39 protein-coding genes are annotated in these 24,754 nt (G+C 57.3%); 36 read left to right on the top strand and 3 right to left on the bottom strand.

Going from position 1 to position 24,754, the window contains the following annotated elements; translation table 11 throughout:
* Positions 1 to 25 precede the first annotated feature (25 nt).
* From rpsL to rplP, 17 genes are all read left to right on the top strand, one after another.
* Positions 26 to 397 (top strand): 30S ribosomal protein S12, encoded by a 372-nt coding sequence (rpsL, locus tag ACORLH_RS18620; RefSeq protein WP_005621086.1) that lies wholly within the window; start codon positions 26 to 28, stop codon positions 395 to 397.
* Positions 398 to 409: 12 nt separating this feature from the next.
* The gene (gene rpsG, locus ACORLH_RS18615) at positions 410 to 880 is read left to right on the top strand and encodes a 30S ribosomal protein S7 (RefSeq protein WP_058245460.1); all 471 of its coding nucleotides are present in this window, start codon (positions 410 to 412) and stop codon (positions 878 to 880) included.
* Between the two features lie 21 nt (positions 881 to 901).
* A complete protein-coding gene (gene fusA, locus ACORLH_RS18610; RefSeq protein WP_058245459.1) occupies positions 902 to 3,019 on the top strand; it encodes an elongation factor G in 2,118 nt (705 codons plus the stop codon).
* Positions 3,020 to 3,107: 88 nt separating this feature from the next.
* Positions 3,108 to 4,283, top strand: a complete 1,176-nt coding sequence (gene tuf / locus ACORLH_RS18605) for an elongation factor Tu (protein WP_321829834.1) — start codon at positions 3,108 to 3,110, stop codon at positions 4,281 to 4,283.
* 420 nt (positions 4,284 to 4,703) lie between these two features.
* Positions 4,704 to 5,018 (top strand): 30S ribosomal protein S10, encoded by a 315-nt coding sequence (gene rpsJ / locus ACORLH_RS18600; protein ID WP_058245166.1) that lies wholly within the window; start codon positions 4,704 to 4,706, stop codon positions 5,016 to 5,018.
* Positions 5,019 to 5,033: 15 nt separating this feature from the next.
* Entirely contained in the window at positions 5,034 to 5,759 is a 726-nt protein-coding gene (gene rplC, locus ACORLH_RS18595; RefSeq protein ID WP_058245165.1) for a 50S ribosomal protein L3, read from the top strand.
* A complete protein-coding gene (gene rplD / locus ACORLH_RS18590; RefSeq protein WP_058245164.1) occupies positions 5,756 to 6,373 on the top strand; it encodes a 50S ribosomal protein L4 in 618 nt (205 codons plus the stop codon). Before rplC ends, rplD begins: the two co-directional genes overlap by 4 nt.
* Positions 6,370 to 6,663, top strand: coding sequence for a 50S ribosomal protein L23 (locus ACORLH_RS18585; protein WP_058245163.1), 294 nt, complete (start codon positions 6,370 to 6,372; stop codon positions 6,661 to 6,663). Before rplD ends, ACORLH_RS18585 begins: the two co-directional genes overlap by 4 nt.
* Before the next feature lie 146 nt (positions 6,664 to 6,809).
* Positions 6,810 to 7,586 (top strand): pyrroline-5-carboxylate reductase family protein, encoded by a 777-nt coding sequence (locus tag ACORLH_RS18580; protein ID WP_321829833.1) that lies wholly within the window; start codon positions 6,810 to 6,812, stop codon positions 7,584 to 7,586.
* A gap of 73 nt (positions 7,587 to 7,659) precedes the next feature.
* Positions 7,660 to 7,788, top strand: coding sequence for a hypothetical protein (locus ACORLH_RS18575; protein ID WP_321829832.1), 129 nt, complete (start codon positions 7,660 to 7,662; stop codon positions 7,786 to 7,788).
* A 308-nt stretch (positions 7,789 to 8,096) separates the two neighbouring features.
* A complete protein-coding gene (locus ACORLH_RS18570) occupies positions 8,097 to 8,465 on the top strand; it encodes a hypothetical protein (RefSeq protein WP_321829831.1) in 369 nt (122 codons plus the stop codon).
* Between the two features lie 289 nt (positions 8,466 to 8,754).
* Complete coding sequence (locus ACORLH_RS18565) at positions 8,755 to 8,964, top strand: DUF4926 domain-containing protein (protein WP_321829830.1); 210 nt, start codon at positions 8,755 to 8,757, stop codon at positions 8,962 to 8,964.
* Positions 8,965 to 9,349: 385 nt separating this feature from the next.
* Positions 9,350 to 10,192, top strand: a complete 843-nt coding sequence (gene rplB, locus ACORLH_RS18560; RefSeq protein ID WP_058245160.1) for a 50S ribosomal protein L2 — start codon at positions 9,350 to 9,352, stop codon at positions 10,190 to 10,192.
* A 3-nt stretch (positions 10,193 to 10,195) separates the two neighbouring features.
* Positions 10,196 to 10,474 (top strand): 30S ribosomal protein S19, encoded by a 279-nt coding sequence (gene rpsS, locus ACORLH_RS18555; protein ID WP_058245159.1) that lies wholly within the window; start codon positions 10,196 to 10,198, stop codon positions 10,472 to 10,474.
* Positions 10,475 to 10,477: 3 nt separating this feature from the next.
* Positions 10,478 to 10,858 (top strand): 50S ribosomal protein L22, encoded by a 381-nt coding sequence (gene rplV, locus ACORLH_RS18550; protein WP_058245158.1) that lies wholly within the window; start codon positions 10,478 to 10,480, stop codon positions 10,856 to 10,858.
* Positions 10,858 to 11,571 carry a 30S ribosomal protein S3 gene (gene rpsC / locus ACORLH_RS18545; protein WP_058245157.1) on the top strand — a complete coding sequence of 238 codons (714 nt, stop codon included), beginning with the start codon at positions 10,858 to 10,860 and terminating at the stop codon, positions 11,569 to 11,571. The genes rplV and rpsC overlap by 1 nt, the downstream gene beginning before the upstream one ends.
* A gap of 12 nt (positions 11,572 to 11,583) precedes the next feature.
* The gene (rplP, locus tag ACORLH_RS18540; RefSeq protein ID WP_058245156.1) at positions 11,584 to 11,997 is read left to right on the top strand and encodes a 50S ribosomal protein L16; all 414 of its coding nucleotides are present in this window, start codon (positions 11,584 to 11,586) and stop codon (positions 11,995 to 11,997) included.
* 58 nt (positions 11,998 to 12,055) lie between these two features.
* Here rplP and ACORLH_RS18535 read toward each other — a convergent pair whose 3' ends face one another.
* Entirely contained in the window at positions 12,056 to 12,826 is a 771-nt protein-coding gene (locus ACORLH_RS18535; RefSeq protein WP_321829829.1) for a hypothetical protein, read from the bottom strand.
* A 138-nt stretch (positions 12,827 to 12,964) separates the two neighbouring features.
* Here ACORLH_RS18535 and ACORLH_RS18530 point away from each other — a divergent pair, with 138 nt between their 5' ends.
* Positions 12,965 to 13,732: an ion transporter gene (locus ACORLH_RS18530; protein ID WP_321829828.1), complete on the top strand. Its 768-nt coding sequence runs from the start codon at positions 12,965 to 12,967 to the stop codon at positions 13,730 to 13,732.
* A 47-nt stretch (positions 13,733 to 13,779) separates the two neighbouring features.
* Here the strand turns inward: ACORLH_RS18530 and ACORLH_RS18525 are convergent, their stop codons facing one another.
* A complete protein-coding gene (locus ACORLH_RS18525; RefSeq protein WP_321829827.1) occupies positions 13,780 to 14,400 on the bottom strand; it encodes a TIGR02466 family protein in 621 nt (206 codons plus the stop codon).
* Between the two features lie 352 nt (positions 14,401 to 14,752).
* On the opposite strand from ACORLH_RS18525, the gene rpmC reads away from it, so the two are divergent.
* From rpmC to rpmD, 11 genes are all read left to right on the top strand, one after another.
* Positions 14,753 to 14,953 (top strand): 50S ribosomal protein L29, encoded by a 201-nt coding sequence (gene rpmC / locus ACORLH_RS18520; RefSeq protein WP_058245153.1) that lies wholly within the window; start codon positions 14,753 to 14,755, stop codon positions 14,951 to 14,953.
* 11 nt (positions 14,954 to 14,964) lie between these two features.
* Positions 14,965 to 15,192 (top strand): 30S ribosomal protein S17, encoded by a 228-nt coding sequence (rpsQ, locus tag ACORLH_RS18515; RefSeq protein ID WP_058245152.1) that lies wholly within the window; start codon positions 14,965 to 14,967, stop codon positions 15,190 to 15,192.
* A gap of 88 nt (positions 15,193 to 15,280) precedes the next feature.
* Positions 15,281 to 15,649 (top strand): 50S ribosomal protein L14, encoded by a 369-nt coding sequence (gene rplN, locus ACORLH_RS18510; protein WP_058245151.1) that lies wholly within the window; start codon positions 15,281 to 15,283, stop codon positions 15,647 to 15,649.
* 1 nt (position 15,650) lies between these two features.
* Positions 15,651 to 15,956: a 50S ribosomal protein L24 gene (rplX, locus tag ACORLH_RS18505; RefSeq protein ID WP_058245150.1), complete on the top strand. Its 306-nt coding sequence runs from the start codon at positions 15,651 to 15,653 to the stop codon at positions 15,954 to 15,956.
* Positions 15,956 to 16,516, top strand: a complete 561-nt coding sequence (rplE, locus tag ACORLH_RS18500; protein ID WP_058245149.1) for a 50S ribosomal protein L5 — start codon at positions 15,956 to 15,958, stop codon at positions 16,514 to 16,516. Before rplX ends, rplE begins: the two co-directional genes overlap by 1 nt.
* A gap of 19 nt (positions 16,517 to 16,535) precedes the next feature.
* Positions 16,536 to 16,841 (top strand): 30S ribosomal protein S14, encoded by a 306-nt coding sequence (gene rpsN, locus ACORLH_RS18495; RefSeq protein ID WP_058245148.1) that lies wholly within the window; start codon positions 16,536 to 16,538, stop codon positions 16,839 to 16,841.
* A 13-nt stretch (positions 16,842 to 16,854) separates the two neighbouring features.
* Entirely contained in the window at positions 16,855 to 17,247 is a 393-nt protein-coding gene (gene rpsH, locus ACORLH_RS18490; RefSeq protein WP_058318661.1) for a 30S ribosomal protein S8, read from the top strand.
* A gap of 10 nt (positions 17,248 to 17,257) precedes the next feature.
* A complete protein-coding gene (rplF, locus tag ACORLH_RS18485) occupies positions 17,258 to 17,791 on the top strand; it encodes a 50S ribosomal protein L6 (RefSeq protein ID WP_058245146.1) in 534 nt (177 codons plus the stop codon).
* A gap of 11 nt (positions 17,792 to 17,802) precedes the next feature.
* The gene (gene rplR / locus ACORLH_RS18480; protein ID WP_058245145.1) at positions 17,803 to 18,162 is read left to right on the top strand and encodes a 50S ribosomal protein L18; all 360 of its coding nucleotides are present in this window, start codon (positions 17,803 to 17,805) and stop codon (positions 18,160 to 18,162) included.
* 116 nt (positions 18,163 to 18,278) lie between these two features.
* Positions 18,279 to 18,836 (top strand): 30S ribosomal protein S5, encoded by a 558-nt coding sequence (gene rpsE / locus ACORLH_RS18475; RefSeq protein WP_058245144.1) that lies wholly within the window; start codon positions 18,279 to 18,281, stop codon positions 18,834 to 18,836.
* Positions 18,837 to 18,848: 12 nt separating this feature from the next.
* A complete protein-coding gene (gene rpmD, locus ACORLH_RS18470; protein WP_037311717.1) occupies positions 18,849 to 19,037 on the top strand; it encodes a 50S ribosomal protein L30 in 189 nt (62 codons plus the stop codon).
* 56 nt (positions 19,038 to 19,093) lie between these two features.
* Here rpmD and ACORLH_RS18465 read toward each other — a convergent pair whose 3' ends face one another.
* Positions 19,094 to 19,759, bottom strand: a complete 666-nt coding sequence (locus ACORLH_RS18465) for a hypothetical protein (RefSeq protein WP_321829825.1) — start codon at positions 19,757 to 19,759, stop codon at positions 19,094 to 19,096.
* 121 nt (positions 19,760 to 19,880) lie between these two features.
* Between ACORLH_RS18465 and ACORLH_RS18460 the strand changes: the two genes are divergently transcribed.
* The 7 genes from ACORLH_RS18460 (at position 19,881) to rpsK (ending at position 24,693) form a co-directional block, all read left to right on the top strand.
* Positions 19,881 to 20,330, top strand: a complete 450-nt coding sequence (locus ACORLH_RS18460; protein ID WP_321829824.1) for a helix-turn-helix domain-containing protein — start codon at positions 19,881 to 19,883, stop codon at positions 20,328 to 20,330.
* A gap of 204 nt (positions 20,331 to 20,534) precedes the next feature.
* Positions 20,535 to 20,747 (top strand): DUF1127 domain-containing protein, encoded by a 213-nt coding sequence (locus tag ACORLH_RS18455; RefSeq protein ID WP_058245141.1) that lies wholly within the window; start codon positions 20,535 to 20,537, stop codon positions 20,745 to 20,747.
* A gap of 254 nt (positions 20,748 to 21,001) precedes the next feature.
* The gene (gene rplO / locus ACORLH_RS18450) at positions 21,002 to 21,463 is read left to right on the top strand and encodes a 50S ribosomal protein L15 (protein WP_058245140.1); all 462 of its coding nucleotides are present in this window, start codon (positions 21,002 to 21,004) and stop codon (positions 21,461 to 21,463) included.
* Positions 21,464 to 21,586: 123 nt separating this feature from the next.
* Positions 21,587 to 22,954 (top strand): preprotein translocase subunit SecY, encoded by a 1,368-nt coding sequence (gene secY / locus ACORLH_RS18445; protein WP_058245139.1) that lies wholly within the window; start codon positions 21,587 to 21,589, stop codon positions 22,952 to 22,954.
* On the top strand, positions 22,951 to 23,529 hold the full coding sequence (locus ACORLH_RS18440) for an adenylate kinase (RefSeq protein ID WP_321829822.1): 579 nt from the start codon (positions 22,951 to 22,953) through the stop codon (positions 23,527 to 23,529). The genes secY and ACORLH_RS18440 overlap by 4 nt, the downstream gene beginning before the upstream one ends.
* Before the next feature lie 387 nt (positions 23,530 to 23,916).
* A complete protein-coding gene (gene rpsM, locus ACORLH_RS18435) occupies positions 23,917 to 24,285 on the top strand; it encodes a 30S ribosomal protein S13 (protein WP_321829821.1) in 369 nt (122 codons plus the stop codon).
* Between the two features lie 15 nt (positions 24,286 to 24,300).
* Entirely contained in the window at positions 24,301 to 24,693 is a 393-nt protein-coding gene (rpsK, locus tag ACORLH_RS18430) for a 30S ribosomal protein S11 (protein ID WP_058245136.1), read from the top strand.
* Positions 24,694 to 24,754 lie beyond the last annotated feature (61 nt).

Genomic DNA, 24,754 nt, shown 5'->3' with positions numbered 1-24,754 from the left:
GTGAAGCAAACGGGAAAGTGACCCTATGCCAACGATCCAACAGCTGATCCGCAAGCCGCGTCAGCCTAAAGTCAAACGCTCCAAATCGATGCACCTGGAGCAGTGCCCGCAGAAACGCGGCGTCTGCACCCGCGTCTACACCACCACTCCGAAGAAGCCGAACTCGGCGATGCGTAAAGTTGCGAAGGTTCGCCTGACCAACGGCTTCGAAGTGATTTCCTACATCCCGGGTGAAAGCCACAACCTTCAGGAGCACTCGGTGGTTCTGATCCGTGGCGGTCGTGTAAAAGACCTTCCCGGTGTGCGTTACCACATCCTGCGCGGTGTTCTGGATACCCAGGGCGTTAAAGACCGTAAGCAACGTCGTTCGAAATACGGCGCCAAGCGTCCGAAGTAAGGAGATCGAAGAATGTCTCGTCGTCACGCTGCAGAAAAGCGCGAAGTACTGCCCGACGCCAAATATGGCGACCGCGTACTGACCAAGTTCATGAACAACCTGATGATCGACGGTAAGAAGTCGGTTGCGGAAAAGATCGTCTACAACGCGCTGGACCGCGTTGAAGGTAAGATCAAACGCGCCCCCGTCGAAGTGTTCCACGAAGCACTGGACAACATCAAACCCGCCGTTGAGGTTCGCTCGCGTCGTGTTGGTGGTGCCACCTACCAGGTTCCTGTCGAAGTGCGCCCTGAGCGCCGTGAAGCACTGGCCATCCGCTGGTTGATCTCGGCCTCGCGTTCGCGCAACGAAAACACCATGGAAGAGCGTCTCGCCGGCGAACTGCTGGATGCTGTGCAATCCCGTGGTGCCGCTGTTAAGAAGCGCGAAGATACTCACAAGATGGCAGACGCGAACAAAGCGTTCAGCCATTACCGCTGGTAATTCCATAGGGGCATTAGACCAATGGCACGCGAATATCCGCTCGAACTATACCGTAACTTCGGTATCATGGCGCACATCGATGCAGGTAAAACCACCTGCTCGGAGCGCATCCTGTACTACACCGGTAAAGAACATAACATCGGTGAGGTGCACGATGGTGCGGCCACCATGGACTGGATGGAACAGGAACAAGAGCGCGGGATCACCATCACCTCGGCTGCGACCACTACTTTCTGGGAACGCACCGAAGATGGTCAAACCGCTCAGACTCCGAAGCACCGTCTGAACATCATCGACACCCCCGGCCACGTTGACTTCACCATTGAAGTTGAGCGTTCGCTGGCGGTTCTCGATGGTGCTGTCTGTGTTCTGGACGCAAACGCTGGTGTTGAACCCCAGACCGAAACCGTGTGGCGTCAGGCTGACCGCTACAAGGTTCCGCGGATGGTTTTCGTCAACAAAATGGACAAGATCGGCGCAGACTTCTTCAACTGCGTTCGCATGATCGAAGACCGTACCGGCGCACGCGCTGTACCGGTTGCTTTCCCGATCGGCGCCGAAACCGAGCTGGAAGGCCTGGTTGACCTGGTGACCATGGAAGAGTGGCTGTGGCAGGGTGAAGACCTGGGCGCTTCCTGGGTCAAAGCACCGATCCGTGAGAGCCTGCAGGACCTGGCTGCTGAGTGGCGCGAAAAGATGGTCGAAGCGGCCGTTGAGCAAGACGAAGAAGCCATGATGGAATACCTGGAAGGCGAAGAGCCTTCGGTTGAGAAGCTGCGTGAGCTGCTTCGCAAAGGTACCCTGGCCCTGGACTTCGTTCCTGTTCTTGGCGGTTCGGCGTTCAAAAACAAAGGTGTACAGCCGCTGCTGAACGCCGTGATCGACTATCTGCCCAGCCCGCTGGACGTTGTTGATTACATGGGCTTCGCACCGGGTGACGAAACCGAAGAGCGTAACATTGCCCGTCGTGCAGACGACGACATGGCGTTCTCGGGTCTGGCGTTCAAAATCATGAACGACCCCTTCGTTGGCTCGCTGACCTTCACCCGTATCTACTCGGGCGTTCTGAACAAGGGCGACAGCATCCTGAACTCGACCAAAGGCAAGAAAGAGCGCGTTGGTCGTATGATGATGATGCACTCGATCAAGCGTGACGAGATCGAAGAGGCATTTGCAGGCGACATCATCGCGCTGGCGGGTCTGAAAGACACCACCACCGGTGACACCCTCTGCGACGCCAAAGAGCCGGTTGTTCTGGAAACCATGACCTTCCCTGATCCGGTGATCGAAATCGCCGTTGAGCCCAAAACCAAGGGTGACCAGGAGAAGATGTCGCAGGGTCTGGCCCGTCTGGCCGCTGAAGACCCCTCCTTCCGTGTGGAAACTGACCTGGAATCGGGCCAGACCATCATGAAAGGCATGGGCGAACTTCACCTCGACATTCTGGTTGATCGTCTGAAGCGTGAATTCAAGGTTGAAGCGAACATCGGTGCACCTCAGGTTGCTTACCGTGAGACCATCAGCCACGAAGCCGAAGTTGACTACACCCACAAGAAACAGTCGGGTGGTTCGGGTCAGTTCGGTCGCGTTAAGCTGGTCATCACCCCCACCGAGGCGGGCGAAGGTTACTCCTTCGAGTCCAAGATCGTTGGTGGTGCAGTGCCGAAGGAATACATCCCCGGTGTTGAAAAAGGCATCCAGTCCGTCATGGACAGCGGCCCTCTGGCTGGCTTCCCCGTGATCGACTTCAAGGTTGCCCTGATCGACGGTGCATACCACGATGTGGACTCCTCGGTTCTGGCCTTTGAAATTGCTGCACGTGCAGGTATGCGCGAAGGCATGAAGAAGGCAGGCGCTAAGCTGCTGGAACCGATCATGAAGGTCGAAGTGATCACCCCGGAAGAATACACCGGCGGTATCATTGGTGACCTGACCTCGCGTCGTGGCCAGGTATCTGGTCAGGAGCCGCGCGGCAACGCAATCGCGATCGACGCGAACGTTCCGCTGGCCAACATGTTCGGCTACATCAACACCCTGCGTTCGATGTCGTCGGGCCGCGCCCAGTTCACCATGCAGTTCTCGCACTACGATCCGGTGCCGCAGAACATCAGTGAAGAAATCCAGGCGAAATACGCCTAAGCGATTTGGGGGACCGGCCCGTTCGGTCCCCCCTTTCCAGACTTGGGGGCTGGCAGATCAGCCCTTCATTCAGACTAAGGAGGCCATCATGGCAAAGGAAAAGTTTGAGCGTTCCAAACCGCACGTTAACATCGGCACCATCGGCCACGTTGACCACGGCAAGACCACGCTGACCGCAGCAATCACCAAATACTTCGGTGACTTCCAGGCATACGACCAGATCGACGGCGCGCCTGAAGAGAAAGCCCGCGGCATCACCATCTCGACCGCACACGTTGAGTATGAGACCGAGAACCGTCACTACGCGCACGTTGACTGCCCCGGTCACGCTGACTACGTGAAAAACATGATCACCGGTGCTGCCCAGATGGACGGCGCGATCCTGGTTGTGAACGCAGCTGACGGCCCGATGCCGCAGACCCGTGAGCACATCCTGCTGGGCCGCCAGGTTGGCATCCCGAAGATGGTTGTTTTCCTGAACAAAGTTGACCAGGTAGACGACGAAGAGCTGCTGGAGCTGGTGGAAATGGAAGTCCGCGAGCTGCTGTCCGAGTACGACTACCCGGGTGATGATATTCCGATCATCGCAGGTTCGGCTCTGGCGGCGATGGAAGGCAACAAGCCTGAAATCGGCGAAGAGAAAATCAAAGAGCTGATGGCAGCTGTTGATGAGTACATCCCGCAGCCTGAGCGTGCCGTTGACATGCCGTTCCTGATGCCGATCGAAGACGTGTTCTCGATCTCGGGTCGTGGTACCGTTGTAACCGGCCGTGTTGAGCGTGGCGTGATCAATGTTGGCGACGAGATCGAAATCGTTGGCATCAAAGACACCACCAAAACCACCTGTACCGGTGTTGAAATGTTCCGCAAGCTGCTGGACCGCGGTGAAGCTGGCGACAACATCGGCGCCCTGCTGCGTGGCGTTGACCGTGACTCGGTTGAGCGTGGCCAGGTTCTGTGTGCCCCGGGTTCGGTGAACCCGCACACCAAGTTCGAAGCCGAGGTCTACATCCTGACCAAGGAAGAAGGCGGCCGTCACACCCCGTTCTTCGCGAACTACCGTCCGCAGTTCTACTTCCGGACCACCGACGTGACCGGCACCTGCATCCTGCCCGAGGGCACCGAGATGGTAATGCCTGGCGACAACCTGAAACTGTCGGCTGAGCTGATCGCCCCGATCGCGATGGAAGAAGGCCTGCGCTTCGCCATCCGTGAAGGCGGCCGCACCGTTGGTTCCGGTGTTGTTTCCAAAATCATCGAGTAATCACTCGACGATTTGATCTACGAAAAGGGCGCCCCTCGGGGCGCCCTTTTTGCGTGTCAATGAGATGCCCTCGCGGGTTGTGTCCGACCGTGGGCCGTATGCCGTCTTGCAAAAGCTCCGGGGGAGATTTTGAGGCCGCAGGGTGCGATAGCACCGGGGGCGACATAGTCGCGCCCGCCCTCCGGGACGGTCGGGCGCGGCCCGAACGCGGGGCGTCTGGGCAGAGTAAGTAACCGACAGTGACACATTTCCGGTCGAACCGTTCAAAACCCCTTGCCAGACAGGCATTCCCGCTGTAGGACGCGCGGGTCTGTGTATGCAGATGGAGGCGGGGTGATTCCCGCCTTTTGGGTTCGATGAGGATCTGCGATGGTCGCTGACCCTCCTCTCAACTCCAACGCCTAAAAAAAGGCTGACGAAATGCAAAGTCAAAACATTCGCATTCGGCTGAAGGCATTTGATTACCGCGTGCTGGATGCCAGCACCCAGGAAATCGTAAACACTGCCAAGCGCACCGGCGCTCAGGTTCGTGGCCCGATCCCGCTGCCGAACAAGATTGAGAAGTTCACCGTTCTGCGTGGCCCTCACATCGACAAGAAATCCCGCGACCAGTTCGAGATCCGTACGCACAAGCGTATGCTCGACATCGTTGATCCGACCCCCCAGACCGTTGACGCGCTGATGAAGCTCGACCTCGCCGCTGGTGTGGACGTCGAGATCAAGCTGCAAGCGTAATCGGAGGGTATTGTAATGCGCTCTGGTGTTATCGCTAAGAAGGTGGGCATGACCCGCCTGTTCATGGAAGACGGCAAGCAGATCCCTGTGACCGTTCTTCAACTGGAAAACCTGCAAGTCGTTGACCAGCGTACCGACGAACGTGACGGTTACACCGCCGTTCAGCTGGGCGCCGGTTCGGCAAAAGCCAAACGCACCAGCCAGGCCATGCGCGGTCACTTCGCCAAGGCCAATGTTGCGCCCAAGCGTAAACTGGCTGAATTCCGCGTTTCCGCAGAAAACCTGATCGAAGTGGGCGCCGAAATCTCGGCTGAGCACTACGTTGAAGGTCAGAAAGTGGATGTTGCAGGCACTTCGATCGGTAAAGGTTTTGCCGGTGCTATGAAGCGTCACAACTTCGGCGGTCTGCGTGCATCGCACGGTGTATCGATCTCGCACCGTTCGCACGGTTCGACTGGTCAGTGTCAGGATCCCGGTAAGGTTTTCAAAGGCAAGAAAATGGCCGGCCACATGGGTGCCGTTCGTGTGACCACTCAGAACCTGGAAGTCGTCAAAACTGACGCCGACCGTGGCCTGATCATGGTTAAAGGTGCCGTTCCCGGTTCCAAAGGTGGCTGGGTCACCGTTAAGGACGCCGTGAAAAAGGCTCTGCCTGAAAACGTACCGTTCCCGGCGGCTCTGAAAACCGCAGCTGCTGAAGCTCCGGCGGAAGAAGCACCTGCCGAAGGGGGTGAAGCATGAAACTTGATGTGATCAAACTCGACGGTGGCAAGGCCGGTTCCGTAGAACTGTCCGAAGACCTGTTCGGTCTGGAGCCGCGTGCGGACATCCTGCACCGTGTGGTTCGCTGGCAGCGCAACAACGCGCAGGCCGGTACCCACAAGGTAAAGACCCGCTCGGAAACCAGCTACTCGACCAAGAAGATCTATCGCCAGAAGGGCACCGGTGGTGCACGTCACGGCGATCGCAACGCGCCGATCTTCCGCAAAGGTGGTATCTACAAGGGCCCGACCCCGCGTAGCCACGGCCACGACCTGACCAAGAAGTTCCGTAAACTTGGTCTGAAGCACGCTCTCTCGGCGAAAGCCAAAGCAGGTGAGCTGGTTGTGATCGAATCCGCCGAGTCCGAAGGCAAAACTGCTGCTCTGGCAAAACAGGTCAAAGATCTGGGCTGGAAGCGCGCACTGATCATTGACGGCGCAGCTGTCAACGAAGCCTTCGCAGTAGCGGCACGCAACATCGACGGTCTGGACATCCTGCCGACGATGGGCGCCAACGTTTATGACATCCTGAAGCGTGACACCCTGGTGATCACCAAAGCAGGTGTCGAAGCTCTGGAGGCTCGCCTGAAATGACCAAAGCTGCACTCTATGATGTGATCCGCAAGCCGATCATCACCGAAAAAGCGACCATGGCGTCGGAAAACGGTGCGGTTGTGTTTGAAGTGGCAATCGACAGCAACAAACCCCAGATCAAAGAAGCTGTTGAAGCTGTCTTTGGTGTGAAGGTCAAAGCCGTCAACACCACCATCACCAAAGGTAAAGCCAAGCGCTTCCGCGGCCAGCTGGGCAAGCGGAAAGACGTTAAAAAGGCTTACGTTACCCTGGAAGAGGGCAACACCATCGACGTGACCTCCGGTCTGTAAGTCGAACGGTTTTGAAAGCTAAAGAAGGCCCTCGCGCAAGCGGGGGCCTTTTTCGTTGCCTGGGTGTTGGTGTTGGCTCTCGCCTTGCGTTGACTTCAGAGGCGCAGGCGCCTCAGATGGCGCGGCAATTTTCGAAGGAGGCTTAGATGCCCACCCCTCTCCCCCATCTTGGTATTATCGGCGGATCCGGCATGTTGGGCGCGGCAATGCTGCGGGCTGTGCTGGCGCAGGGTGGCTGGCAGGTCACGATTTCCAATCGCAGCGGTGTGGCGCCGGACGGGGCCGACGGGGTGCGTGTAACGCAATCGAACGCCGAGCTGGTTGCGGCCGCGGATATGGTGCTGCTTTGCCTGCCACCAGCCGTGTTTGCCGATATGAGCTTGGATCTGTCGGGCAAGCTGGTCATCTCGGTCATGGCGGGGGTGGATCTGGCTGCCCTGCAGGCGCAGACCGGGGCAGTACGCGTTGTGCGGGCCATGTCCAGCCCGGCGGCGGGGCAGGGGCTGGCTTACTCACCCTGGGTGGCCTCTGATGCTGTCGACGCGCTGGACCGTCAGTATGTGACCCGGCTGTTTGAGGCCTGCGGCGCAACGGATGAGATCGCGGAGGAGCCGCTACTGGATCATTTCACCGCGATGACCGGCCCGGTGCCCGGGTTTGTCGCTTACTTTGCCGAGGCAATGATCAACCACGCCACTGCGCAGGGCATCCCGGCTGAGGTGGCAGACAAGGCGATCCGCCAGCTGTTCCTGGCCAGCGGTCAGATGCTGGCCGAGGGGCCAACAGCGGCAGAGCATGTGCAGGGCATGGTGGAGTATGCAGGCACCACAGCGGCAGGGCTGGAGGCGATGCGCGCCTCGCCTCTGGCCGATCTGATCTCAGCCGGCCTGACAGCGGCAGCCGATAAGGTGCGCAGCCTGTGAGGCGTGGCAAAGGCGCTATACCTTTTCTTCATTCCTGCCGTTTTAAACTGGGTAACGAGTAACAGGAGTAGTGATGATGATGAAGATTGTAGCCGCCGCCGCATTGATCGCCGGGTCCATGGCCCTGTCCGCCTGTAGCGCAGGGGGCGAACTGCCAGTCCGTGACGGCCCGCAGATGAAACACCCGGTCTACGACGTGTGATCCCGTAAACGATCAGTGTAACATGCAAGCGCCGTCCCATTGGGGCGGCGTTGGTGTTTGGCCCTGCGCCGCTCTTGATTGCGCCCGGTGGGGGGAACTAGGTTGCGATCAACATGTTTTATGCTCTCCAGCCTTCGGGCCATTGGGCCAGCTGTTGAGGATAATGTGGCTCGAGAAGAGCTGGTTGGCGCGCAAATTGTTGACTGCTTCGGCACTGGCGGTCTTTCAGAAGCCCGTGACGAGAGATGTTCGCGCGTTTGAAGGCCTGATTTCAACGTCGCTCAGGCTGACTAAGTAGATGGGGAGTCATGAAGTTAATTGGAAGTATTACAGAAGAGGACTATCGACGTGATTTGAAGGCGGGTCAGCGTTTTTTCTTCGAGGACCGGCGCGGTAGAGCGCTTTTCGCAAGGATCAAAGCCAAGTTTCCAAAATTGAAAACCGTTAGCTTGTTGCACTGGGTGCCGGAGCAAGGCGAGGATGTCTATGAGATACTCATCGATGATGAAGCGGTTCTGAAAGTAGAGGTGCCTCACAGCTTTGGTCATTCGGACGAACTGGATTTTGCCTATATCAAGCTGAAAAACTACGTGCATGGCCTGTCTCGCAGTTCACAAATTAAGTTAGCAGTTGCGCTCGATTTGGCTCGAGCTTGGCCTGATGTCGAAATGTCTTAGCGGAAGACGGGTGCGAACTTGGGGCCCCCTTTTTGACTCACCCCTAGCCCTGTCTCATCGCGCCCAACGTGAGGCTCGGGTGCGTTCGGGGGGGATATCGAATCAATGGGACACTTGGGGCAGGTGGTGAGGGCTATGTCGCGCAATAAGGGCCAGTTGGCACGCTATAACCAAGTCATTCGCATAACTGGCGCAAACGGCAGGGCTATGGACGTTCCTTTCGTTTTTCAGAATGATGCCGGGATGAGTGTTGTTCGCCTGATCGCATCAACAACCCGGACTAAATGAGATGAAAGAGCACACTATAGAGCTCTATGATACTGTTAGAACCGTTTCAAATCATGCGTCAGTTGGTATTGGCTCAATTGGTGTTGTGGTTGATGTGCCTGTAGAAGGTGGTGATGTAATTGTTGTTGAGTTTATGAATGCTGATGGCTCTACTATTTGCTTGTTGAACTTGATGGCTTCAGATTTGGAGATTGTTTCCTCTGCAAAATGAGCAGGACCGTAGTCTTGAAATCTTCGAAAATTCGTAGGTGGTTGACTAGTGGTCCATACAGCGCCTCTTTCGGTGCTGGCGGTATTGGGTTTCTCCCTAGCGATACTGATGATGTTGGCTGCTGTCATTTCGCGCCATAAGAAATAGTAACGATTGAGGGCTAGACTTGCGTCGCCCCTATAGACTCCCCTCCGCATCTCTGATACCTCCCGCGCATCTTGAGGCCTCGGATTCGTTCCGGGGCCCATGATATTTGGAACTTTGGGACCTTCGGGGCCCTATGATCGGCCACCCTAGTAGGGCGTTTCCAGCAGGGAACAATCGGACGGGGGGCTATAACCTAAGGGTAGGCAATCGCCTGCCTCACAAAACGGAAGACAGAAGCATGGCACTTAAGTCGTATAAGCCGACTACGCCAGGCCAGCGTGGGCTGGTACTGATCGACCGTTCGGAGCTGTGGAAAGGACGCCCCGTCAAAGCCCTCACCCAGGGTCTGACGAAGAACGGCGGCCGGAACAACACCGGGCGGATCACGATGCGTCGCAAAGGCGGCGGGGCAAAACGCCTCTACCGTATCGTGGACTTCAAGCGTAACAAATTCGACGTCGCTGCTACCGTAGAGCGCATCGAATATGACCCCAACCGTACCGCGTTCATCGCGCTGATTAAGTACGAAGACGGCGAGCAGGCCTATATCCTGGCTCCGCAGCGTCTGGCGGTTGGTGATCAGGTGATTGCTTCGGCAAAAGCCGACATCAAACCCGGTAACACCATGCCCTTCTCGGGTATGCCCATCGGTACCATCGTTCACAACATCGAACTGAAACCGGGCAAAGGCGGCCAGATCGCCCGTGCAGCCGGTACCTACGCTCAGTTTGTTGGCCGTGACGGCGGTTACGCTCAGATCCGTCTGAGCTCGGGTGAACTGCGTCTGGTTCGTCAGGAATGCCTGGCCACCGTTGGCGCCGTCTCCAACCCCGACAACTCGAACCAGAACTTCGGTAAAGCCGGCCGTATGCGCCACAAAGGCATCCGTCCGTCGGTTCGTGGTGTGGTTATGAACCCGATCGACCACCCCCACGGTGGTGGTGAAGGCCGTACCTCGGGTGGTCGTCACCCGGTTACCCCTTGGGGTAAGCCGACCAAAGGCAAGCGTACCCGCAACACCAACAAGGCGTCGCAGAAGCTTATCATCCGCTCGCGTCACGCCAAGAAGAAGGGCCGTTAAGACATGGCACGTTCTGTATGGAAAGGCCCCTTCGTGGATGCTTATGTGCTTAAGAAAGCCGAAGCATCGCGTGAGTCGGGTCGTAACGAAGTTATCAAAATCTGGTCGCGTCGCTCGACGATCCTGCCCCAGTTCGTGGGTCTGACGTTTGGCGTTTACAACGGCCAGAAGCACATCACCGTCAACGTCACCGAAGACATGATTGGTCAGAAGTTCGGTGAATATTCGCCGACTCGGACCTATTACGGTCACGCGGCTGACAAAAAAGCGAAGCGGAAGTAAGTCATGGGCAAGGCAAAAAATCCCCGCCGCGTGGCAGATAACGAAGCAATGGCCAAGGCCCGTATGCTCCGTACCTCGCCGCAGAAACTGAATCTGGTCGCCGCAATGATCCGCGGCAAGAAGGTTGAAAAGGCTCTGACCGACCTGACCTTCTCGAAAAAGCGGATCGCGCAGGACGTGAAGAAATGCCTTCAGTCCGCAATTGCGAACGCCGAAAACAACCACAACCTGGATGTGGATGAGCTGATCGTGGCAGAAGCTTACGTTGGTAAGAATCTGACCATGAAGCGCGGTCGTCCTCGTGCACGTGGCCGTTTCGGCAAGATCGTCAAGCCGTTCTCGGAACTCACCATCACGGTGCGTCAAGTTGAGGAGCAAGCCTAATGGGTCAGAAAGTCAATCCGATCGGCATGCGCCTTCAGGTCAACCGCACCTGGGACAGCCGCTGGTACGCCGATACCAAGGACTACGGTGATCTTCTGCTGGAAGATCTGAAAATCCGTGAGTTCATCAACACCGAGTGCAAGCAAGCTGGCGTTGCCCGTGTGATCATCGAGCGCCCCCACAAGAAGTGCCGTGTGACCATTCACACCGCGCGTCCGGGCGTGATCATCGGCAAAAAAGGTGCTGACATCGAAGTTCTGCGCAAGAAACTGTCGAACATGACCGACAGCGAACTGCACCTGAACATCGTTGAAGTGCGCAAGCCTGAGCTGGACGCGCAGCTGGTTGCCGAGTCGATCGCTCAGCAGCTGGAGCGTCGTGTGTCGTTCCGCCGCGCCATGAAGCGCTCGGTTCAGAACGCCATGCGCATGGGCGCCCTGGGCATCCGTGTAAACGTTGCTGGCCGTCTGGGCGGTGCAGAGATCGCGCGTACCGAATGGTACCGTGAGGGCCGCGTGCCGCTGCACACCCTGCGTGCGGACATCGATTACGCTCACGCCGAAGCGATGACTGCCTACGGTATCATCGGCATCAAAACCTGGATCTTCAAAGGCGAAATCATGGAGCACGATCCCGCTGCTCGTGACCGTCGCGCTGCAGAAGCCCAGGATGGTCCCGCGCCCCGCACTGGCGGCGGTCGTGGCCGTCGTTAAGGAGATCTGACAATGCTTCAGCCAAAGCGTACTAAATTCCGCAAGATGCAGAAGGGCCGGATCAAAGGTCTGGCCAAAGGCGGCTCTGACCTAAACTTCGGCACCTACGGTCTGAAGGCAACCACGCCCGAGCGTGTAACTGCCCGTCAGATCGAAGCAGCCCGTCGTGCCATGACCCGTCACATGAAGCGTCAAGGCCGTGTTTGGATCCGTATCTTCCCCGACGTACCGGTCACTGCAAAGCCGATCGAAGTTCGTATGGGTAAAGGTAAAGGTTCGGTTGACCGTTGGGTTGCCAAGGTTAAGCCGGGTCGCGTGATGTTCGAAATCGACGGCGTCGACGAAGACATCGCACGTGAGGCCTTGCGTCTGGCCGCGATGAAACTGCCGGTGAAAACCCGCGTTGTTGTTCGCGAAGACTGGTAAGCCTTACCGCTTCTGAAAAATGCGAAACCCCCGTTGCCGATGCAGCGGGGGTTTTGTTTTATCTGTCGCGTGTGCAAGTTATTCTGATTGGCGACGCATTCGCGTTTTCGTCTTTGACCTCATCGCACCAGTTCAGGATTTGACTGACATAGAGATCATTCCGTGAAATCGCTTTTGAGATTTGCGGCGCAGCGTCAAGCGCTTGTTGTTGTGTGCGGTAAAGCTTTGCCGGCACGTAGAGCCCTTTATCCGTCACAGTAATTATTGCGCCTTTGCCCTCCGATACCTCGGCCAGCAGCTTTAAGGCTTCTCTTTCTGAGGTCGTTGAAGCGAGTACGACCATCCAGTTTCTGGCAGTGTCTTGGAAGAGACTTTTATTTTCATCTTGCTCCGACAGCATGCCCAAATTGGACAATAGGTCCGTGGCATGCCTTCGCACGCCCTCAAAGTTATTGGAGTTTTGGCAGGCGCCGTTTTCCCCGAAGTTCAACTCAATCTGAGCGGCCTTCAGGCTGTCTAGCCCCGTAAAATTAGAACAGGCGAGGATTGTCAGTAGCGCATTGTTCGCGTCTTGAGCCGCTTTACTAACTTCTTCGACCTCTGGCACACGGGTGAAGGAAATGCCAAAGGCATCAAACTCGAATCGATACTCGGTGTCTGAGAATGCTTCATCTATCTTAATGATGCGTTTGGTCCAAAATGATGGGCGGTAAATGAGGCTCAGGACCAATGAAAAAATCAAGATAGCGCTAATGAGTTTTGCGAGCTTGACGCTCCGGTCCAAAATACGATCGGTACTAGAGCTGGAGTTTGAATCGGTTTCGGGCATAGGTTTTCTCCAAAATATAAAAGTAAATGCGTTTAAATGAGTTCAGCTTGACCTCTAAGCGCGGGTTGTCAACGAAATGCCTTGCCCCTTGGTGGTGTGTGTTACTAAACAGCGCCTCAGCGAACAAAGGGGCGAGTAATGCGCAAGACTGTATCTGAGTTTCTGGATCGGCCGTGGGTCGGCAATGCGATCCTTGCAGTGATCCTGTTCAATGCGGTGATCTTGGGTCTGGAAACCTCGCCCGCGGTGATGGCCACGGCTGGGGGGCTGATCAAGGCGCTGGATCAGATCTGTCTGGCGATTTTTGTGGTGGAGCTGCTGGCCAAGCTGTTTGCCCGCGGTGGGGCGTTCTTCCGCTCGGGCTGGAACCTGTTTGATGCGGTGATCATCGGCATCTCCCTGTCGCCGGCGGGCGCGGGGCTGTCGGTTCTGCGGGCGTTGCGGATCCTGCGTCTGTTGCGCGTGGTCTCCGTTGTGCCGTCACTGCGCCGGGTGGTGGAGGCCTTTATTCTGGCGCTGCCCGGCATGGCCTCGGTCTTCTTGCTGACGGGCATCATTTTCTACATCGGTGCGGTGATCGCGACAAAGCTTTACGGCCCAACCTTCCCCGAATGGTTCGGCACGCTGGGTGGTTCGCTCTATTCGCTGTTTCAGGTGATGACGCTGGAAAGCTGGTCTATGGGCATCGTGCGCCCGGTGATGGAGGTGCATCCTCAGGCCTGGTTGTTCTTTGTGCCCTTTATCCTGATCACGGCGTTTGCGGTGATGAACCTGGTGGTCGGTTTGATCGTCAGCACCATGCAGGATGCACATGCTGAGGAAACGGCAGCCGCGACCGATGAATACCGCGATGACGTGGTGGCGCGTCTGGAACGGATCGAGAAGGCACTCAGCGAACGCAGCTAGGTTTCAAAAATAAACGGCCCCGGTTGGGGCCGTTTTTGGTTTCGGGGTTATTCCCATTTGTAGTTAAAGCTGACCGAGACGCGGTCATCTTCGGCCATGTTCATCGGCACCTCATGGCGCAGCCAGCTTTCCCAGAGCAGCACGTCCCCCACATTGGGTTTCATGTAGACAAAGGTCTGCAGGTCGCGGCGCGCGTCTTTCTGGCGCGGCGGGGCGGCCATCAGGCGGCCGGACCGGGGATCTTCCAGCTTCAGCGACGATGTGCCATCGGGCATCGACACGTAGGTGGTGCCGGAAATCACCGAATGGGGATGCAGATGCGAGCTATGCATGCCGCCCTCGGGCAGGATGTTGATCCAGAGGTCTTCAAGCACCAGCTTGCGGTCGGCCAGATCAAACTCCAGATCCTTGGCGAAGGACATGACGTGTTCATCCAAGGCCTTGATGACATCGGCAAAGATCGGCGAGCGCCAACCAAGGTCCGTCAGCGAGGCATAGGAGGTGTAGCCGGGATAGCCGTTTTCCTCACACCAGTCCTGACCGGCCTCATCATCTTCGGCAATGCCGTAGCAGGAGGCTTCGAGTTCATCGGCATCGACCCCGGGGCCGAATTCGTTAAGTTCCGCGCGGTAGACCCGCGTGACAAAGAGCGATTCAATCTGTGACATGTCTTGGTGATACACCCGCGCTGCGGATTGGGGTAGGGGGTGTGACGATTGGGCTTTGGCGTGTGGCGAAGCACTATTGCCAAATCACAGATTTGGCAGCGCCCGAACCGCCCCCAACGGGGCGGGCGCTTCGCTTCGCCCCTGCGGTTCAGGCGCGGTGCCTTCTTTGGGCAATGGAATAAGCAACGCCGGCCCATCTTTCCCTTGCCCCCACCCCCATATGCCCCTATAGAGCGTCATCCTGCGGATTCGCAGGCTGTAGGGATTCGTCCGTGCAGAGATAACCCACCAGATAAAAGGTGACCCAAACACATAGCGGGGCCTTCTGGTGTAGTAGAAAGGAAAAGGCGACATGAACGCCAATGAACTGCGTGATAAGACGCCGGATCAGCTCCGTGATGAGCTGGCGGCTCTTAAGAAAGAAGCGTTTAACCTGCGCTTTCAACAGGCCACCGGTCAGCTCGAAAACACTGCTCGTATGCGTCAGGTCCGTCGTGACGTCGCACGCGTTGCCACTGTGCTGAACGAAAAAGCCCAAGCGGCTGCTGAATAAGGACCTGATTGATGCCCAAACGTATTCTGCAAGGCACCGTGACCTCGAACGCCAACGAGCAAACCGTTACTGTTCTGGTCGAGCGCCGCTTTACGCATCCTGTTCTGAAAAAGACCATCCGTAAGTCCAAAAAGTACCGGGCTCACGATGAGAACAACCAATTCAACGTCGGTGACGCCGTCCGTATCCAGGAATGTGCACCGAAGTCGAAAACGAAGCGTTGGGAAGTGATCGCCTAAGTTAGCTTAGACGATCCCAACGCTTTAATTAGCGAAACCCTGGGGATTTGGGCAACTGCAAGCCCCCCCACAGGTCGGGAGAAACCAAATGATCCAGATGCAGACAAACCTGGATGTTGCTGACAACAGCGGCGCGCGCCGTGTTCAGTGCATCAAGGTTCTGGGTGGCTCGCACCGTCGTTATGCGTCGGTGGGCGACATCATCGTCGTTTCCGTCAAGGAAGCCATTCCGCGTGGTCGTGTGAAAAAAGGTGACGTGCGTAAAGCCGTCGTCGTTCGCACCGCCAAAGAAGTACGTCGTGAAGACGGCACCGCGATCCGTTTTGATCGCAACGCAGCTGTTATCCTGAACAACAACAACGAGCCGGTCGGTACCCGTATCTTTGGCCCGGTTGTTCGTGAGCTGCGCGGCAAAGGCATGATGAAGATCGTGTCGCTGGCTCCGGAGGTGCTGTAAGATGGCTGCTAAGTTGAAAAAAGGCGACAAGGTCGTCGTGCTGGCCGGCAAAGACAAGGGCAAAGAAGGCGTGATCGCTTCCGTTGACCCGGCTGCCGGTAAAGCAGTTGTAGATGGCATCAACATGGCCATCCGCCACACCCGTCAGACCCAGACCAGCCAAGGTGGCCGCCTGCCCAAGGCAATGCCCATCCAGCTGTCGAACCTGGCGATCCTGGACGCAAACGGCAAAGCAACGCGTGTTGGCTTCCGCATGGAAGGTGACAAGAAAGTGCGCTTCGCCAAAACCACTGGGGACGTGATCTAATGGCTGATGCAACCTACACCCCGCGTCTGAAGACCCAGTATGTCGAAACCATCCGCGCAGCTATGAAAGAAGAGTTCGCGTATAAAAACGACATGCAGATCCCGCGTCTGGACAAAATCGTTCTGAACATCGGCTGCGGCGCCGAAGCTGTCAAAGACAGCAAGAAAGCCAAAGCTGCTCAGGAAGATCTGACCAAGATCGCAGGTCAGAAGGCCTTGACCACCGTTGCCAAGAACTCGATCGCGGGTTTCCGCGTACGTGAAGGTATGCCGATGGGCGCGAAAGTGACCCTGCGCGGCGACCGCATGTATGAATTCCTGGATCGTCTGATCACCATCGCAATGCCTCGTATCCGCGACTTCCGCGGTGTTTCGGGCACGTCGTTCGACGGCCGTGGCAACTACGCCACCGGTCTGAAAGAACACATCGTGTTCCCCGAGATTGACTTCGACAAAGTTGACGAAGTCTGGGGTATGGACATCGTGATCGCCACCACCGCGAACACCGATGCGGAAGCTAAGAGCCTGTTGAAAGCCTTCAACATGCCCTTCAACAGCTAAGCGCGGGGAGATTAGAGTAATGGCTAAGAAATCCATGGTCGCTCGTGAGGTAAAGCGTGAGAAGCTGGTAGCAAAATATGCTGCTAAGCGCGCTGCCCTCAAAGAGGTCATCAACGACAAAGAAAAGCCGATGGAAGAGCGTTTCCGCGCTTCTCTCGCGCTTGCGAAACTGCCGCGCAACAGCTCGGCTACCCGTCTGCACAACCGCTGTCAGCTGACCGGTCGTCCTCACGCTTACTACCGTAAGCTCAAGGTCAGCCGTATCATGCTGCGGGAACTGGGCTCGTTTGGCCAGATCCCCGGTCTGGTGAAATCCAGCTGGTAAGGGAGAGATAGTTATGAACGATCCTATCGGCGATATGCTCACCCGTATCCGTAACGCTCAAATGCGTGGTAAGTCCTCCGTGTCTACCCCCGCATCCAAGCTGCGCGGCTGGGTTCTGGATGTACTGGCTGACGAAGGCTACATCCGCGGCTACGAAAAAGGCACCGGTGTTGATGGTCATCCGACCCTCGAAATCGAGCTGAAATACTACGAAGGCACCCCTGTCATTCGCGAACTGAAGCGGGTTTCGAAACCTGGTCGTCGCGTATACATGGGCGTCAATGACATCCCCGTTGTCCGTCAGGGCCTGGGCGTGTCGATTGTCAGCACTCCGAAAGGTGTGATGTCGGATGCAAACGCTCGCTCCAACAACGTTGGCGGCGAAGTGCTCTGCACCGTCTTCTAAGGAGGTCTGAATGTCTCGTATTGGTAAAAAGCCGGTCGAACTGCCCAGCGGCGTAACAGCCACTGTGTCGGGTCAGACCATTGAAGTGAAAGGCGCGAAAGCGTCGCAGACCTTCACCGCAACCGATGATGTGACCATCTCTGTTGAAGACAACGCTGTGACCATTACCCCCCGTGGTAAGTCCAAGCGTGCTCGTCAGCAGTGGGGCATGTCGCGCACCATGGTGGCCAACATGGTCAAAGGTGTGACTGTTGGTTTCAAGAAAGAGCTTGAAATCAACGGTGTTGGTTACCGTGCTCAGATGCAGGGCAACACCCTGAAGCTGAACCTCGGTTACTCGCACGACGTGAACTTCGAAGTGCCGGCCGGCGTGACCGTGACCGCACCGAAGCCCACCGAGATCATCATCGAAGGCGACGACGCACAACTCGTTGGTCAGGTCGCGGCAAACATCCGCGAATGGCGTAAGCCCGAGCCCTACAAAGGCAAAGGCATCAAGTACAAAGACGAGTTCATCTTCCGTAAGGAAGGCAAGAAGAAGTAAGGACCAGAGTAATGGCAAACAGCAAAAGAACCCTGTTTCTGAAGCGCCGCCTGCGCGTCCGGAACAAACTTCGCAAAGTGAACGTCGGCAAGCTGCGCCTGTCGGTTCACCGTTCGAACAAGAACATCAGCGCTCAGCTGATCGACGACGTGAACGGTGTAACCCTGGTTTCGGCTTCGTCGCTGGAAAAAGACCTGGGCGTTGTTGGCAAAAACAACACCGAAGCAGCGGCCAAAGTTGGCGCAGCTGTTGCGGAGCGCGCCGTGAAGGCTGGCCACACCGAAGCATACTTCGATCGTGGCGGTTTCCTGTTCCACGGCAAAGTGAAGGCCCTGGCCGACGCTGCGCGTGAAGGTGGCCTGAAGGTCTAATGACCTGCGGGGGGCGTCCGTCGCCCCCCCGATGATCCGGGGCTGTCCCTTCGGGGGCGGTCACCAGGATTGAACAAACAGGCGCCGCAATGCGCCATTCAGAAAGGAATGCCGAAATGGCAGAACGTGAAAACCGCCGGGACCGTCGCGATCGTGACGAAGCTCCGGAATTCGCAGATCGTCTCGTCGCGATCAACCGTGTGTCGAAAACCGTAAAAGGTGGTAAGCGCTTCGGCTTCGCCGCTCTGGTGGTTGTCGGCGATCAGAAAGGCCGTGTTGGCTTCGGTAAAGGTAAAGCGAAAGAGGTCCCTGAGGCCATTCGTAAAGCCACCGAGCAGGCCAAGCGTCAGATGATCCGCGTACCTCTGAAAGAGGGCCGCACCCTGCACCACGACATGGAAGGTCGTCACGGTGCCGGTAAAGTCGTCATGCGCACCGCACCTGAAGGTACCGGTATCATCGCCGGTGGTCCGATGCGTGCCGTCTTCGAGATGCTGGGCATCAAAGACGTTGTGTCGAAGTCGATCGGTTCGCAGAACCCCTACAACATGATCCGCGCAACCCTCAACGGCCTGACCAAAGAGTCGAGCCCGCGTTCGGTTGCCGCACGTCGTGGCAAAAAAGTTGCTGACATCCTGCGCAAGGATGAAGCACCTGCCGCCGCAGACTCGTAAGGAGAGCGTCCCATGGCTAAAACCATCGTTGTAAAACAGATCGGCTCGCCGATCCGTCGTCCCGCAGACCAGCGCGCCACCCTGGTGGGTCTGGGTCTGAACAAGATGCACAAAACCCGTGAGCTGGAGGACACTCCTTCGGTACGCGGCATGGTCAACAAGATCCCGCATCTGGTGGAAATCATCGAAGAGCGCGGCTAAGCCGATTGCTTCTTGAGAATTGGAAACGCCCCGGCCGATGGTCGGGGCGTTTTCGTTTAGGCCTCGGCCGGTGTCACCGCCGGGATCCAGCTGCGGCGCGGCCAGTAGGTGGCCGCAATCAGATACCCCAGCGCAATGTTCATCGTCAGATAGAGCAGCGTCGTCACAGGTGACAGCAGCGCCACTGGGGCAAAGAGGACCACGGCGCGGGCCAGCCAACGGGTTATCGTCGCCACGCGCGACTCCTGCAGGATCAGGAAAGACAGGGTGAGGGTCAGCAAGAGGCCGAAGTTGAACTTGCTCTGCGTCACCACGGTTTCAAAGGTGATCTGCTCCATATCGGCCGTCACCCCGCGTTCGGCAGCCGCAGTCATGGCCAGGATGTGATTGTTTTCGATGAAATCCAGCCCAGCCGTCATCATCACGGCGATCAGCGCCAGGATGCCCGCCATGCGCCGGTCCGGCAGCAGCTGCACCATGGCAAAGACCATCGTGACGTAAGAAAAGATATACATCGTATCCAGCGGGTAGATCAGCCGCAGCACGGGGGCGGCATCGACGATGGCGGCGCTGAAGGCTTCGGGCGTGTTGTGGCGCAGGATCGATTCGAAATCCTGAAACCCGGTGCCGTTCTGCACGGAGATCGCCACCATGGTCGCAACCAATGTGGCCCCAATCGCTGCGCTGATGGCCACAAGGCGGCGTAAGTCTTTTTCGGTCATCTCTTGTCCTCTCAATAAATGTGTCGCTGATTGTCCCGCGACTCAGTTCCAAAATTGAACTCACTATTGGATTGCATGGTCAGTTCAGTTTTGCAACTCTCTCGTCAGAAAGGGCCCTCAGATGAAACGGAATGACTTCTCGCAGTGGGATTGCGCCTTGGCGCGGACGGTGGATGTGATTGGCGATTGGTGGACGCCCCTCATCCTGCGCGATGCGGCGCGTGGGGTGACGACTTTTGATGATTTTCACCTGTCCCTTGGTATCAGTCGCAACACGCTGACCCAACGCCTGAACGGGTTGGTGGATCACGGGGTGCTGGCCAAAACGCTCTATAGCGAAAGGCCCAAGCGCTATCGCTATGCGCTGACCGAACAGGGGGCGGAGCTGGTGCCGGTGTTGATGGCTATGGCCGCCTGGGGGCAGAAGTGGTTGCAGGATGTGTCGCCACCGTTTCGGGTACGGCACAAGCGCTGCGGCCATGAGGCAACGGCGATGGTGGTCTGTGCCTGTTGCGGCGAACCCCTTGCGCTGAGCGATCTGGAGCCAATGCCGAAGGGCGAAAGCGCCTGAGGACCGCCGATCTGCCGCCTGTGCGACGCTGAAATGACGGTCAGACGACAGTTTAGCGATTTAGCCATGCATTTTCTGCAGAGCAGTAGGGCGGAGTCTGCGATTCTCCTGCCGCTGGGTCAGGCCTATATAGGCGTTGTCACTAAGAGAGACAGAACATGACCCCGGGGAATAGGCCCCGTTCGCACTCAAGGAGTAACAGATATGGCTTTTGCAGCTACCCACACCACCGGCTTTCACCCGATTGCACGCCTGAACGCCGCCCTGACCGAATTCCGCGCCGCACGCAAACGTCGCGCCGCATATGACGAAACCGTACGCGAGCTGAGCGCGCTGACCAACCGCGAACTGTGGGACCTGGGCGTTGACCGCCACGACATCCCGCGCATCGCCCGCGAGCACGTCTACAACGTCTAAGATCTGAACTCAGATCTGCAGGATTTACGCCTCCGCAATAGCGGGGGCGTTTTGTTTATCGGGGGGCTGTCCCCTCGGTTCAGAAGCGTCCGGGGTGCAAACGCCCGACACATGGGGCAGGGGGCCTTGATCCGCTGGCCTCTGTCGCGTATACGCGCCCGGTGGCCCTCCGTGGGTCATAGAATCAACAAGCAAAAAACGCCGTGTTTGGCCCGCTTACGCTTCAGGGGTCAGTTCCGGCAAGGAGAAGCGAAATGAAACTGAATGAACTCCGCGACAATCCTGGCGCAACCAAAAAACGTATGCGCGTAGGCCGTGGCCCCGGCTCTGGTAAGGGTAAAATGGGTGGCCGTGGTATCAAAGGTCAGAAGTCGCGTTCGGGTGTATCGATCAACGGCTACGAAGGTGGCCAGATGCCATTGTACCAGCGCCTGCCTAAGCGCGGTTTCAACGTCCCGAACCCCAAGAAATATGCCGTTCTGAACCTGGGCCTGCTGGCCAAGTTCATCGAAGCCGGCAAGATCGACGCTTCGGCACCGATCACCGAAGACGTTCTGGTCGAAAGCGGCCTGATCCGTCGCAAACTGGACGGTATCCGCATCCTGGCCAAAGGTGAATTCAACACCAAAGTTGAGCTGGATGTGACCGGTGCCTCCAAGTCGGCCGTTGAAGCTGTCGAAAAAGCTGGCGGCTCGCTGAAGGTCAAAGGCGCGTAAGTCACGCGTTAACGGGTTGTGAGCGGCGCCTTAGCCGCTTACATAAGATCCCAGTTTTCCTAAGAACGCCGCCGGAGCTGGAAAACGCTCTTGGCGGCGTTGTCATATAAGAGAGACCGCCGCATGGTATCTGCAGTAGAACAAATGGCAGCGAACACCAGCTGGTCCGCCTTCGGCAAGGCGACTGAGCTGCGCAGCCGCATCCTGTTCACCCTGGGCCTTCTGATTGTTTATCGCCTTGGCACCTTCATTCCCGTTCCCGGCATCGACGGCAACGCCCTCCGTGAGTTCATGGAAGGTGCAGCGGCCGGTCTTGGGGGGATCCTCTCCATGTTCACCGGTGGTGCGCTGGGGCGGATGGGGATCTTTGCCCTTGGCATTATGCCCTACATTTCGGCCTCGATCATTGTTCAGCTGCTGACCTCGATGGTTCCGGCGCTGGAACAGTTGAAGAAAGAGGGCGAACAGGGCCGCAAGAAGATCAACCAGTACACCCGCTACGGTACTGTGTTCCTGGCCACCGTGCAGGCCTATGGTCTGGCGGTCAGCCTTTACACCGGTGATCTGGTGCAGGCCGACATTGGTTATTGGTTCTTCGTGGCCTCCTGTGTGATCACCCTGGTGGGTGGCACCATGTTCCTGATGTGGCTGGGCGAGCAGATCACCCAGCGCGGCATCGGCAACGGCATCTCTCTGATCATCTTCGTCGGCATCATCGCCGAGGTTCCCGCAGCACTGGCCCAGTTCCTGAGCCAAGGCCGTTCGGGCGCCATCAGCCCCGGTGTGATCATCGGCGTGCTGCTGATGGTCGTAGGCACCATTGCTTTTGTGGTCTTCATGGAGCGAGCGCTGCGCAAGATCCACATTCAGTACCCCCGCCGTCAGGTGGGCATGAAGGTCTATGACGGTGGCTCCAGCCACCTGCCGATCAAAGTGAACCCCGCGGGTGTGATCCCGGCGATCTTCGCCTCGTCGCTCCTGCTGCTGCCGACCACGATCTCGACCTTCTCGGGCAACCAAACCGGTCCGGTCATGTCGACCATCCTGGCCTACTTCGGCCCCGGTCAGCCGCTCTACCTGCTGTTCTTCGTGGCGATGATCGTGTTCTTCGCCTTCTTCTACACCTTCAACGTTTCCTTCAAACCGGATGATGTTGCAGACAACCTGAAGAACCAGAACGGCTTTATCCCAGGCGTGCGCCCGGGCAAGAAAACCGCTGAGTATCTGGAATACGTCACCACCCGTGTGCTGGTTCTGGGTTCGGCCTATCTGGCGGCGGTTTGCCTGTTGCCGGAAATCCTGCGCAGCCAGCTGGCCATCCCCTTCTACTTCGGTGGTACCTCGGTGCTGATCGTTGTGTCGGTGACCATGGACACCATCCAGCAGGTGCAAAGCCATCTTTTGGCCCACCAGTACGAAGGTTTGATTGAAAAATCTCAGCTGCGCGGCAAAGGTAAGAAACGCAATCGTAAGGGACCGTCTCGTCGATGAACATTATTCTGCTTGGACCGCCCGGCGCGGGTAAAGGAACTCAGGCTGCGAAACTCGTTGAAGATCGCAACATGATTCAGCTCTCTACCGGCGACATGCTGCGCGAAGCCAGATCCAGTGGCACCGAGATGGGCAAAGTTGTTGCTGAGGTGATGGACCGTGGTGGTCTGGTGACGGATGAGATCGTCATTGGCCTGATCCGCGAAAAACTGCAGGGCGACAAAAAGGGCGGTTTCATCTTTGATGGCTTCCCACGCACCCTGCCGCAGGCCGATGCGCTGGCTGAACTGCTGGAAGAGCAGGGCGAAAGCCTGGCAGCCGTGATCGAAATGCAGGTGGATGATGAAACGCTGGTGAAGCGTATCGTGAACCGCGCTGCCGAAGCGGTTGCCGCCGGTAAAGAGGCGCGTGCTGACGATAATGAAGAAAGCGTGCGCTTCCGTCTGACGGAATACTACAAAAAGACCGCACCGCTGATCGGCTACTACTGGGCCAAAGGCCTGTCGACCGCGGTGGATGGTCTGAACGACATCGAAACCGTGTCCGCCGACATCGCCAAGGTGCTGGACGCCTAATCACGTCGGTAAAGATTTTGGAAACCCCTGGCAGATCGCCGGGGGTTTTTGCTGTTCAGCGGCCCACTTCCAGCGAGGCTCAGCTGGCTGCATAATGAGCCGCCACTTCCGCGGCTGGACGCCTGAATGTTGACAAGGTGTTTCGTCTAGGTCGCAGGGGCGCAGTTTGACGTGTTTCATAAGGCTGAAACCCTTTCGCTGCTTGACCTCCTCTGGGAAACTTCATAAGTACCAACATCTCTTTGAGAGAATCATTTTGTGTCGCGGCGCTTTGGCCGGGATACAGACCACCTAGATCAGCAAAGGCCCGGTGATATCCCGCCGGGCTTGATGTTGTGAAAAAAGGTTCTGGAACTACGGAACCGCAACTGAAAAGGAAAGTGACACGTGGCACGTATCGCCGGCGTTAACATCCCGACCTCTAAACGGGTCCCGATCGCCCTCACCTACATCACTGGCATCGGCCAGACCTCGGCAGAAGCAATCTGCGAAGCCGTAAACATCGACTTCACCCGTCGCGTCAACGAACTGTCGGACGCCGAAGTGCTGGCCATTCGTGAGCACATCGACGCCAACTACACCGTTGAAGGTGACCTGCGTCGTGAAGTGACCATGAACATCAAGCGCCTGATGGACCTGGGCTGCTACCGTGGCCTGCGCCACCGTCGTAACCTGCCGGTTCGCGGTCAGCGTACTCACACCAACGCTCGTACTCGCAAAGGCCCCGCAAAGGCCATTGCCGGTAAGAAGAAGTAAGGGAGGTAGCTACCAATGGCACGTGATACCCGTCGTGGGGGCAAGAAAAAGGTCTCCAAAAACATCGCAGCTGGCGTTGCACACGTAAACTCCAGCTTCAACAACACCAAAATCCTGATCTCTGACGTGCAGGGCAACGCCATTTCGTGGTCGTCTGCTGGCACCATGGGTTTCAAGGGCTCGCGTAAGTCGACCCCTTATGCCGCTCAGATGGCTGCTGAAGATGCAGGCAAAAAAGCGCAGGAACACGGTGTTAAAACCCTGGAAGTTGAAGTTCAGGGCCCCGGTTCGGGCCGTGAATCGGCTCTGCGCGCACTGGCCGCGATTGGTTTCAACATCACCTCGATCCGTGATGTAACCCCGATCGCACACAACGGCTGCCGCCCGCCGAAACGCCGCCGGGTTTAATCCAGCTTTTAAGACTGGGGCTGTGTCTGAGACGCGGCCCCAGTATGTCATTTTGAAACCT

This window comes from Thalassovita sp., assembly GCF_963691685.1.
Lineage (GTDB): Bacteria > Pseudomonadota > Alphaproteobacteria > Rhodobacterales > Rhodobacteraceae > Thalassobius.
This window is presented reverse-complemented; position numbering and strand designations above follow the sequence as displayed.

Bases quoted from the DNA above. Each gene is read 5' to 3' on its own strand.
- secY (WP_058245139.1), top strand. From the start codon at position 21,587: ATGGTATCTGCAGTAGAACAAATGGCAGCGAACACCAGCTGGTCCGCC.
- rplO (WP_058245140.1), top strand. From the start codon at position 21,002: ATGAAACTGAATGAACTCCGCGACAATCCTGGCGCAACCAAAAAACGT.
- rpmC (WP_058245153.1), top strand. From the start codon at position 14,753: ATGAACGCCAATGAACTGCGTGATAAGACGCCGGATCAGCTCCGTGAT.
- ACORLH_RS18465 (WP_321829825.1), bottom strand. From the start codon at position 19,759: ATGACCGAAAAAGACTTACGCCGCCTTGTGGCCATCAGCGCAGCGATT.
- rpsQ (WP_058245152.1), top strand. From the start codon at position 14,965: ATGCCCAAACGTATTCTGCAAGGCACCGTGACCTCGAACGCCAACGAG.
- ACORLH_RS18580 (WP_321829833.1), top strand. From the start codon at position 6,810: ATGCCCACCCCTCTCCCCCATCTTGGTATTATCGGCGGATCCGGCATG.
- ACORLH_RS18575 (WP_321829832.1), top strand. From the start codon at position 7,660: ATGATGATGAAGATTGTAGCCGCCGCCGCATTGATCGCCGGGTCCATG.
- rpsL (WP_005621086.1), top strand. From the start codon at position 26: ATGCCAACGATCCAACAGCTGATCCGCAAGCCGCGTCAGCCTAAAGTC.
- rplR (WP_058245145.1), top strand. From the start codon at position 17,803: ATGGCAAACAGCAAAAGAACCCTGTTTCTGAAGCGCCGCCTGCGCGTC.
- rpsJ (WP_058245166.1), top strand. From the start codon at position 4,704: ATGCAAAGTCAAAACATTCGCATTCGGCTGAAGGCATTTGATTACCGC.
- rplE (WP_058245149.1), top strand. From the start codon at position 15,956: ATGGCTGATGCAACCTACACCCCGCGTCTGAAGACCCAGTATGTCGAA.
- ACORLH_RS18530 (WP_321829828.1), top strand. From the start codon at position 12,965: ATGCGCAAGACTGTATCTGAGTTTCTGGATCGGCCGTGGGTCGGCAAT.
- rplB (WP_058245160.1), top strand. From the start codon at position 9,350: ATGGCACTTAAGTCGTATAAGCCGACTACGCCAGGCCAGCGTGGGCTG.
- ACORLH_RS18585 (WP_058245163.1), top strand. From the start codon at position 6,370: ATGACCAAAGCTGCACTCTATGATGTGATCCGCAAGCCGATCATCACC.
- rpsS (WP_058245159.1), top strand. From the start codon at position 10,196: ATGGCACGTTCTGTATGGAAAGGCCCCTTCGTGGATGCTTATGTGCTT.
- rpsC (WP_058245157.1), top strand. From the start codon at position 10,858: ATGGGTCAGAAAGTCAATCCGATCGGCATGCGCCTTCAGGTCAACCGC.
- rpsH (WP_058318661.1), top strand. From the start codon at position 16,855: ATGAACGATCCTATCGGCGATATGCTCACCCGTATCCGTAACGCTCAA.
- rplD (WP_058245164.1), top strand. From the start codon at position 5,756: ATGAAACTTGATGTGATCAAACTCGACGGTGGCAAGGCCGGTTCCGTA.
- rpsN (WP_058245148.1), top strand. From the start codon at position 16,536: ATGGCTAAGAAATCCATGGTCGCTCGTGAGGTAAAGCGTGAGAAGCTG.
- rpsG (WP_058245460.1), top strand. From the start codon at position 410: ATGTCTCGTCGTCACGCTGCAGAAAAGCGCGAAGTACTGCCCGACGCC.
- rpsK (WP_058245136.1), top strand. From the start codon at position 24,301: ATGGCACGTGATACCCGTCGTGGGGGCAAGAAAAAGGTCTCCAAAAAC.
- fusA (WP_058245459.1), top strand. From the start codon at position 902: ATGGCACGCGAATATCCGCTCGAACTATACCGTAACTTCGGTATCATG.
- rplF (WP_058245146.1), top strand. From the start codon at position 17,258: ATGTCTCGTATTGGTAAAAAGCCGGTCGAACTGCCCAGCGGCGTAACA.
- rplP (WP_058245156.1), top strand. From the start codon at position 11,584: ATGCTTCAGCCAAAGCGTACTAAATTCCGCAAGATGCAGAAGGGCCGG.
- rplC (WP_058245165.1), top strand. From the start codon at position 5,034: ATGCGCTCTGGTGTTATCGCTAAGAAGGTGGGCATGACCCGCCTGTTC.
- ACORLH_RS18440 (WP_321829822.1), top strand. From the start codon at position 22,951: ATGAACATTATTCTGCTTGGACCGCCCGGCGCGGGTAAAGGAACTCAG.
- ACORLH_RS18525 (WP_321829827.1), bottom strand. From the start codon at position 14,400: ATGTCACAGATTGAATCGCTCTTTGTCACGCGGGTCTACCGCGCGGAA.
- ACORLH_RS18455 (WP_058245141.1), top strand. From the start codon at position 20,535: ATGGCTTTTGCAGCTACCCACACCACCGGCTTTCACCCGATTGCACGC.
- tuf (WP_321829834.1), top strand. From the start codon at position 3,108: ATGGCAAAGGAAAAGTTTGAGCGTTCCAAACCGCACGTTAACATCGGC.
- rplV (WP_058245158.1), top strand. From the start codon at position 10,478: ATGGGCAAGGCAAAAAATCCCCGCCGCGTGGCAGATAACGAAGCAATG.
- rplX (WP_058245150.1), top strand. From the start codon at position 15,651: ATGGCTGCTAAGTTGAAAAAAGGCGACAAGGTCGTCGTGCTGGCCGGC.
- rplN (WP_058245151.1), top strand. From the start codon at position 15,281: ATGATCCAGATGCAGACAAACCTGGATGTTGCTGACAACAGCGGCGCG.
- ACORLH_RS18535 (WP_321829829.1), bottom strand. From the start codon at position 12,826: ATGCCCGAAACCGATTCAAACTCCAGCTCTAGTACCGATCGTATTTTG.
- ACORLH_RS18460 (WP_321829824.1), top strand. From the start codon at position 19,881: ATGAAACGGAATGACTTCTCGCAGTGGGATTGCGCCTTGGCGCGGACG.
- ACORLH_RS18565 (WP_321829830.1), top strand. From the start codon at position 8,755: ATGAAAGAGCACACTATAGAGCTCTATGATACTGTTAGAACCGTTTCA.
- ACORLH_RS18570 (WP_321829831.1), top strand. From the start codon at position 8,097: ATGAAGTTAATTGGAAGTATTACAGAAGAGGACTATCGACGTGATTTG.
- rpsE (WP_058245144.1), top strand. From the start codon at position 18,279: ATGGCAGAACGTGAAAACCGCCGGGACCGTCGCGATCGTGACGAAGCT.
- rpmD (WP_037311717.1), top strand. From the start codon at position 18,849: ATGGCTAAAACCATCGTTGTAAAACAGATCGGCTCGCCGATCCGTCGT.